The 6,522-nt window shown below is 72.3% G+C and carries 9 protein-coding genes; all 9 read right to left on the reverse strand.

The annotated features are described in order from the left end of the window. Position 1 precedes the first annotated feature (1 nt). The 9 genes from dprA to IBX62_07195 all read right to left on the reverse strand — a co-directional run bounded on the left by dprA (position 2) and on the right by IBX62_07195 (position 6,414). Positions 2-904 (reverse strand): DNA-protecting protein DprA, encoded by a 903-nt coding sequence (gene dprA, locus IBX62_07155; protein MBE0476854.1) that lies wholly within the window; start codon positions 902-904, stop codon positions 2-4. Beyond that, the gene (locus IBX62_07160) at positions 904-2,394 is read right to left on the reverse strand and encodes a YifB family Mg chelatase-like AAA ATPase (GenBank protein MBE0476855.1); all 1,491 of its coding nucleotides are present in this window, start codon (positions 2,392-2,394) and stop codon (positions 904-906) included. Before IBX62_07160 ends, dprA begins: the two co-directional genes overlap by 1 nt. Continuing rightward, positions 2,395-2,760, reverse strand: coding sequence for a YraN family protein (locus IBX62_07165; GenBank protein MBE0476856.1), 366 nt, complete (start codon positions 2,758-2,760; stop codon positions 2,395-2,397). 78 nt (positions 2,761-2,838) lie between these two features. Then, positions 2,839-3,633, reverse strand: coding sequence for a ribonuclease HII (locus tag IBX62_07170; protein MBE0476857.1), 795 nt, complete (start codon positions 3,631-3,633; stop codon positions 2,839-2,841). Between the two features lie 108 nt (positions 3,634-3,741). After that, on the reverse strand, positions 3,742-4,083 hold the full coding sequence (gene rplS / locus IBX62_07175; GenBank protein ID MBE0476858.1) for a 50S ribosomal protein L19: 342 nt from the start codon (positions 4,081-4,083) through the stop codon (positions 3,742-3,744). Positions 4,084-4,244: 161 nt separating this feature from the next. Beyond that, a complete protein-coding gene (gene lepB, locus IBX62_07180; GenBank protein ID MBE0476859.1) occupies positions 4,245-4,808 on the reverse strand; it encodes a signal peptidase I in 564 nt (187 codons plus the stop codon). 93 nt (positions 4,809-4,901) lie between these two features. Beyond that, positions 4,902-5,648 carry a tRNA (guanosine(37)-N1)-methyltransferase TrmD gene (trmD, locus tag IBX62_07185; GenBank protein MBE0476860.1) on the reverse strand — a complete coding sequence of 249 codons (747 nt, stop codon included), beginning with the start codon at positions 5,646-5,648 and terminating at the stop codon, positions 4,902-4,904. Between the two features lie 2 nt (positions 5,649-5,650). Continuing rightward, positions 5,651-6,166: a 16S rRNA processing protein RimM gene (gene rimM / locus IBX62_07190; GenBank protein MBE0476861.1), complete on the reverse strand. Its 516-nt coding sequence runs from the start codon at positions 6,164-6,166 to the stop codon at positions 5,651-5,653. After that, a complete protein-coding gene (locus tag IBX62_07195) occupies positions 6,166-6,414 on the reverse strand; it encodes a KH domain-containing protein (GenBank protein ID MBE0476862.1) in 249 nt (82 codons plus the stop codon). Before IBX62_07195 ends, rimM begins: the two co-directional genes overlap by 1 nt. Between the last annotated feature and the right edge of the window lie 108 nt (positions 6,415-6,522).

Genomic DNA, 6,522 nt, shown 5'->3' on the forward strand with positions numbered 1-6,522 from the left:
CTCAGCACGGCCCGTACCTCCCGTCGCGGTACCGGGCGACCGCCCCGGACGCCTCCAGGGCGCCGAGGATGCGGATGAGGGTGACGATATCGAGGTCGAGTGCCCGGGCCGCGTCGTCGGGCTTCATCGGGTCCGCCAGTAGCGCCGCGAGCACTCGAGAGGAGACCTCGTCGGGTGGCTGGAGGGAGCGGGACGCCCCGGGGGACGACCGTTCGGCACCGGCGGTGCCGGACGGCGCGGCGATCGCGAGTCCGGCGTCGGCGACCGCCGCGGCGAGCTCCGATACATCGGTCACCGGTGTGGCGCCCTGCCTGATGAGCCGGTTGGAGCCGCGGCATCCGGGAGCGAATATCGATCCGGGCACGGCGAGGACCTCCCTGCCGGCCTCCAGCGCGAAGTCGGCGGTCGAGAAGGTCCCGCTGGGAAGTCCGGCCTCCACGACGAGGAGCGCCGCCGAGAGCGCCGCGATGAGCCGGTTCCGCTCGACGAACGCCCAGCGGGTCGGCTCGCGGCCCCATGGAAGCTCGGAGACGCACGCGCCTCTTCGGCGTATCTCGTCGAGCAGCGCGCCCGCGCCCCGCGGGTAGTCCACGTCGGCCCCGCAACCCAACACGGCGACGGTCGTCCCGGCAGCCTCCAGAGCGGCGCGGTGCGCCTCCTGGTCGCACCCTATGGCGCCGCCCGAGACGACCGTTATCCCGCTTCGAGCCGCCCATCCGGTGAAGCGCCGAGCGCAGGCGAGTCCGTAGGGGGTGGCCTTGCGAGAGCCGACGACGCCCAGACCCAGACGGAGCGCTGCGGGGTCCCCGATGCCGTAGAGGACCTCGGGGGGCCGGGGGGAATCCTTCAGGCACCGGGGGTACTCCGGGTCCGTGGGGCGCAGCTGCCAGCCTCGCACGGCCATCACACGGCTCCCGACACGCGGTAGCCGAGGGCCTCGAGGATGTGCGGGGCGCCCACGCTTCTCGTCCCCTCGAGGTCGGCGAGGGTGCGGGCGACGCGCAGGACGCGCGTCACCGCACGGCCCGAGAGCCTCCCCCGCGAGGCAGCCGCGGCGAGCGTCTCGCGGGTGGCGGGGGTGAGACCGCACGCCGCCAGCAGCGCCGCGCCGGAGAGCCGGGCCGCGCCTCCTCTCTCGGCCGCTCGGCGGCGTGCGGCCAGGACGCGCCCGCGCAGGACGGGGGACGGCTCCCCCGCCGGGACGGTGGACACCAGGACACGGGGATCGACGCGGTCGACGCGGATGGATATGTCGACCCGGTCCATGAGCGGCCCGCCGACGCGCGACGTATAGCGCGCGACCAGGGCGGGCGGGCATCGGCAGGGCGTGGCGGCGTCGCCGAAGTGACCGCAGGGGCAAGGGTTCATCGCCGCGACAAGCATGAAACGGGCTGGATAGCGCAGTCGTCCCTCGGCCCGGACCAGCGTCAGACACCCGTCCTCCATCGGTTGTCTCAGCGCCTGCAGCGCGGCGGGGCCGAACTCCGGCAGCTCGTCGAGGAAGAGCACGCCGTTGTGCGCGAGGCTCGCCTCCCCGGGTCTGGGCGGGCTGCCTCCTCCCACCAGGCCGGCCACCGAGCATGTGTGGTGCGGCGAGCGGAACGGTCGCACGCCCGCCAGAACGGGTGCGACGTCCAGGCCGGCGACCGAGTGGACGAGTGCGGTGTCCAGACGCTCTTCGGCGGTGAGCGGCGGGAGGATACCGGGAACGCGGCGCGCGAGCATCGTCTTGCCCGACCCGGGCGGGCCGACGAGCAGGATGTCGTGACCGCCGGCCGCCGCGACCTCCAGGGCGCGCTTGGCGGCTTCGTGGCCGGCCACCTCCGCGAGATCGGGAGCGTGGTCCGGCCGGCGTTCGCCGGTTGCCTCGCGGTGGGCCTCGCGGTGCCGTCGTCGCCCCTCCCCGCGAAGCGACGACAAGTCGCGCAGCCCGTGGAAGCTCAGCCCCTCCATCCACGCGAGGTCCGGCCCCGCCTCCGACGGGCCGAGGAGGCCTTCGCCGGCCCTGAGTGCGCGGAGGGCGTGCGCGAGCAGCCCGGGAACGGCGCGGACCGTGCCGTCGAGCGCGAGCTCCCCGACCGCGGCGCGCCCCTCCGCGACACGGGCGGGAACCTGGCCCGTGGCCAACAGTATCGCCAGCGCGATCGGCAGGTCGAAACCGGTGCCGTGCTTGCGCAGCGGAGCGGGAGCCAGGTTCACGACGACTCGCCTGTCCGGGAAGTCGTATCCGCTCGCGCGAAGCGCCGACCGCACACGCTCGCGCGCCTCCATCACCGCGGCGTCGCCGAGCCCGACGATGGCGAAGGACGGCAGTCCCCTGGCCACATCGGCCTGGACCTCTACGCGCAGCGCCTCAACGCCCGAGAGCGCCGAACTCGAGACGACCGACTGCATCTACCCGCTCACCAGGAACGCTCCCGCGTGATGACGGAGCAGTGCGCGGTCGCCGGCGAGCACCGTGATGGCGACGACGTCGAAGCGGACGCGCTCGGGCGGCGACGGCATGTCTTGCGCGTAGGCGGCGGCGAGCCGGGCCAGTCGGCGCTGCTTCGTGGCCCCCACCGCCGCTTCCGGCGAACCCGCTCGCGTGCTCCGCCGGGTCTTGACCTCGCAGAGCACGAGCGTGTCGCCGTCCTGCGCGACCAGGTCCACCTCACCCACCGGACATCGCCAGTTCCGCTCGAGGAGACGCATCCCACGCCGCTCCAGGAAAGCGGCGGCCGCATCCTCGCCCCGGCGTCCCAACTCCTTGCTGTCCATGGGTCCTCCCTCCCGTCGAGGACCAGCATGGAGGGAGGAGGTTAACCGGTTCTGACCAAGACCTTGCCGCGCATCGGTTCAGAACAACGGGGGCGTCCCTTCACACGGGTGGAAGGAGCGCCTGTGGAGCGGGCAGAGGCCGTGGACGGCGATGGCGGCGAGGTGCTCCGGCGTGCCGTACCCCTTGTTCTCCTCGAAGAGGTACTCGCGGTGGTCAGCGGCGTGAGCGACCATGAGCGCGTCTCGGGTGACCTTGGCCACCACCGAGGCGGCCGCGATCGCGGCGACCTTGGCGTCGCCGCCGACGACCGCGGTCTCCGGGATGCCGAGACCCACACCGAGCCCGTCCACCACGACGTGGTCGACGGGGCATCCGATCGAGTCGAGCGCGCGGCGCATCGCTTCTCGGACGGCCCAGGACATGCCCTTCGCATCGATCTCGCCGGGGTCCACGTGGGCGACGGCACACGCGTGGCAGCGCTCCCTGACCGCCGCCGCGATGTGCTCGCGGCACTCGGGCGTCAGGCGTTTCGAGTCGTCCAGGCCCTCGATGCGCAGACCGGCAGGCAGCACGACCGCCCCGGCGGTCAGCGGGCCGGCGAGCGCCCCGCGGCCCACCTCGTCGATGCCGGCCACGACCGCGTAGCCGCCTCGCCGCAACTCCTCCTCGAGCGCTGCCAATCCCTCCAGGCGCGCGGCCTCGGCCTCGCGGGCGCGGAGCCTGTTGCGGGCGACGGCGACGGCCTCGCGGACGCCCGCCCTGCGGTCTCCGGCCAGCGAGCGCAACAAAGCGGGCAGCGCCGCCGTGTCCGCGGTCTCGAGGAGTTCACGGCACTGCTGCAGGGAGAGCGAACGCACACCTCGCGGCGTCATGTCCGGTCCTCGGGGTGTCGTCGCAGGGAAGCGCCCGGCGCACTCCTCTTCATCGGAGCGGCAACGGGCGGACGTTTGAGCGGCATGGCGGGCTCGTGCGCCGCGGAGCTAGCGGCGCTCCTTCAGGCGGGCGGCCTTGCCCACCTTGTCGCGCAGGAAGTAGAGCTTGGCGCGACGTACCTTGGCGCGGCTGACGACCTCGACGCCGGCGATCTTGGGCGAATGAACGGGGAACGTGCGCTCGACGCCGACGGCGAAGGAGATCTTGCGGACGGTGAAGGTCTCGCGGCTGCCCGATCCGTGACGGCGCATGACCACTCCCTGGAAGACCTGCACTCGCTCACGGTTCCCCTCGACGACGCGGTAGCTGACCTTGACCGTGTCCCCCACGTCGAACCGAGGCAGGTCTTCGCGGATCTGCTGCTGCTCGATCGCACGGATCCTGTTCATGGCTTCTCGTCCTCATCCCTCGCCGCCGCGTGGCGCAGCGGCGTTCGCGATCCTCGTCGACGGACACGGTGCGACAGTATAACAGCTCTCGACGCCCCCGCAACGACGCCCCGCCGAGGGCATCGGCCGAGATCCGCCGCCGAGGTCAGCCGTCGTTCCGGTCAGCGAAGCCGCCCGATCCTTCCCGGAGGCCAGTACGTCATGAACGCCTCGCCCTCCACGACCGAGAGAGGCTGCGGGCCGATCCAGCGGCTGTCGGCGCTGTTGGTGCGGTTGTCCCCCATGACCCATACGTGGTCCGGAGGGATCGTGACGGGGAGCTGGACCGGCCCGGGTTGCGTCTCCTGACCGTCGACGTACGGCTCGGAGAGGCGTTCGCCGTCCACGTAGACCCCTCCGTCCAGGATGTCCACCTCCTGGCCCTCCGTCGCCACCACCCTCTTGATGAGCGTGGGCGTGCGGCCGGTCAGATCGTCGAAGACGATGATGTCCCCCTGCGAAGGGTCCCGGAACCGGTAGACGAACTTGTTGGCGAGCACGCGGTCGCCGATCCCAATCGTCGGGATCATCGAGCCCGTGGGCACGACGTAGGGCTGCACCACGAAGGTGCGTATCAGCTGTGCGAGGACGAACGCGGCGAGCAGGAGCGCAGCGGTCTCCACCACCCAGCGCAGGATCCCGCCCTCGCTGCGGCGCTCGGCGGTGCGCCCCGTCTCGTCGGACATGCCTTCGTCCGGGCGCCGCGTATCGGCCGCCGGATGCCCCCCGGCGTCGCGTGTCGTATCGTTGTGCCCTCGTCCGCCTTCCATTCGCTCCCTCTACTCCGGGTCCTCGGCGGCCTCGTCCAGCACGCGCCGGGCGAGCAGCCGCTCGTCGTCGGTCAGGTCGGCGCGCTCGAGCAGGTCCGGACGCTGGCGAGCTGTCCTCTCGACCGCGCGGTCACGGCGCCACTTCGCGATGCGAGCGTGGTCCCCGCTGAGCAGCACATCGGGTACCTGCATACCCTCGAACTCCGCCGGCCGCGTGTACTGAGGGTACTCAAGCAGTCCCCAGGAGAAGGACTCCTCGGCCGAGGAGTCCTCGTGCCCCAGCACGCCGGGCAGCAGCCTGGTCACCGCGTCGATGAGCACCATGGCCGGCAGCTCGCCGCCGGTGAGCACGTAGTCGCCGATGGACACCTGGAAATCGGCCAGCGAGCGGACGCGCTCGTCGAAGCCCTCGTACCGGCCGCACACGAGCAGCAGACGCTCCTTCCCCGCGAGGTCCTCGACGAGCCGCTGATCGAGCAGGCGGCCCTGCGGTGTGAGGAGCACGACGACGGGCTCGCGCGCGTCCAGCTCGCCGAGGGCGCGGACGGCTCGGAAGACCGGTTCCGGCTTCACGACCATGCCGGGGCCCCCGCCGTACGGGTAGTCGTCGACCTGCCGGTGCACCCCTTCGGCCCACTGGCGGAGGTCGTGGACGGACAGCTCGAGCACGCCGCGCTCCTGGGCCAACCCGACCATCGAGGCCGACATGGGGCAGGAGACCACCTCGGGGAACATCGTGACGACGTCTATACGCACGCCTACCCCTCGTCGATGAGTCCGGGCAGCGGGCGGACGAGGGCGCGGCGCGCGTCCTCGTCCACGTCCAGCACCACCTCCGGGATGACCGGAAGGAGCAGCTCGCCTCTCGGGCCGTGGACGACCCAGACGTCGTTCGCTCCCGTCGCGATGACGCCCGTGACGCTTCCGAGCTCCGAGCCGTCCTCCAGCAGGACTCCGAGGCCGACGGGGTCGGGCTCCTCCTCCGCCCACCCGGCCGGGAGGTCGTCGGCGAGCGCGACGAGCTCGCGGCCGGCCAGCGAGCGAGCGGCCTCTATGCCCTCGACGCCGGAGATCTTCACGAGGGGCCCCTTCGGTCCTCGGCGGACGGCTTCCACCACCCCTTCACGGACGCCGGAAGGCGGTGGGACGACCCACACGCGCAGCCCCTCGGGGAGCTCGAAGGGAAGGCCGGTGAGCGGAAGGACCGAGACCTCCCCCTTCAGGCCGTGGGCCTTGACGATCCGCCCTATCGGGACGAAGCGGTCCTGATCCATCAGCCGAGGACCTCGACGTCCACCTGCTCCCCGTGGACGGAGGCCGCCGCACGGGCGAGCACGCGGATCGCCTTGATGATGCGCCCCTGGCGGCCGATGACCTTGCCCACGTCGTCGTCGGCGACCGTCACCTCGAAGAGGGTCTCGCCGTCACGTGGCGACCTGCTCTCCACGCGAACGGCGTCCACGTCGTCGACGAGCGAACCGACGACGTACCTGACGAGGCGCTCCACGTCGGCCCCTGCCACGAGCTACTCGCCCTCCCCCGCCGGCTCCTCCGCGGGAGCTTCCTCGGCGGCGGGCTCCTCCGGGGCGGCTTCCTCGGGTGCGGGAAGCTCCTCGGCGGCGGGCTCCTC

It is taken from the genome of Coriobacteriia bacterium (assembly GCA_014859305.1).
Taxonomy (GTDB): Bacteria; Actinomycetota; Coriobacteriia; order Anaerosomatales; family Kmv31; genus Kmv31.

Bases quoted from the DNA above. Each gene is read 5' to 3' on its own strand.
- IBX62_07160 (MBE0476855.1), bottom strand. From the start codon at position 2,394: ATGCAGTCGGTCGTCTCGAGTTCGGCGCTCTCGGGCGTTGAGGCGCTG.
- rplS (MBE0476858.1), bottom strand. From the start codon at position 4,083: ATGAACAGGATCCGTGCGATCGAGCAGCAGCAGATCCGCGAAGACCTG.
- IBX62_07170 (MBE0476857.1), bottom strand. From the start codon at position 3,633: ATGACGCCGCGAGGTGTGCGTTCGCTCTCCCTGCAGCAGTGCCGTGAA.
- rimM (MBE0476861.1), bottom strand. From the start codon at position 6,166: ATGGATCAGGACCGCTTCGTCCCGATAGGGCGGATCGTCAAGGCCCAC.
- IBX62_07165 (MBE0476856.1), bottom strand. From the start codon at position 2,760: ATGGACAGCAAGGAGTTGGGACGCCGGGGCGAGGATGCGGCCGCCGCT.
- lepB (MBE0476859.1), bottom strand. From the start codon at position 4,808: ATGTCCGACGAGACGGGGCGCACCGCCGAGCGCCGCAGCGAGGGCGGG.
- dprA (MBE0476854.1), bottom strand. From the start codon at position 904: ATGGCCGTGCGAGGCTGGCAGCTGCGCCCCACGGACCCGGAGTACCCC.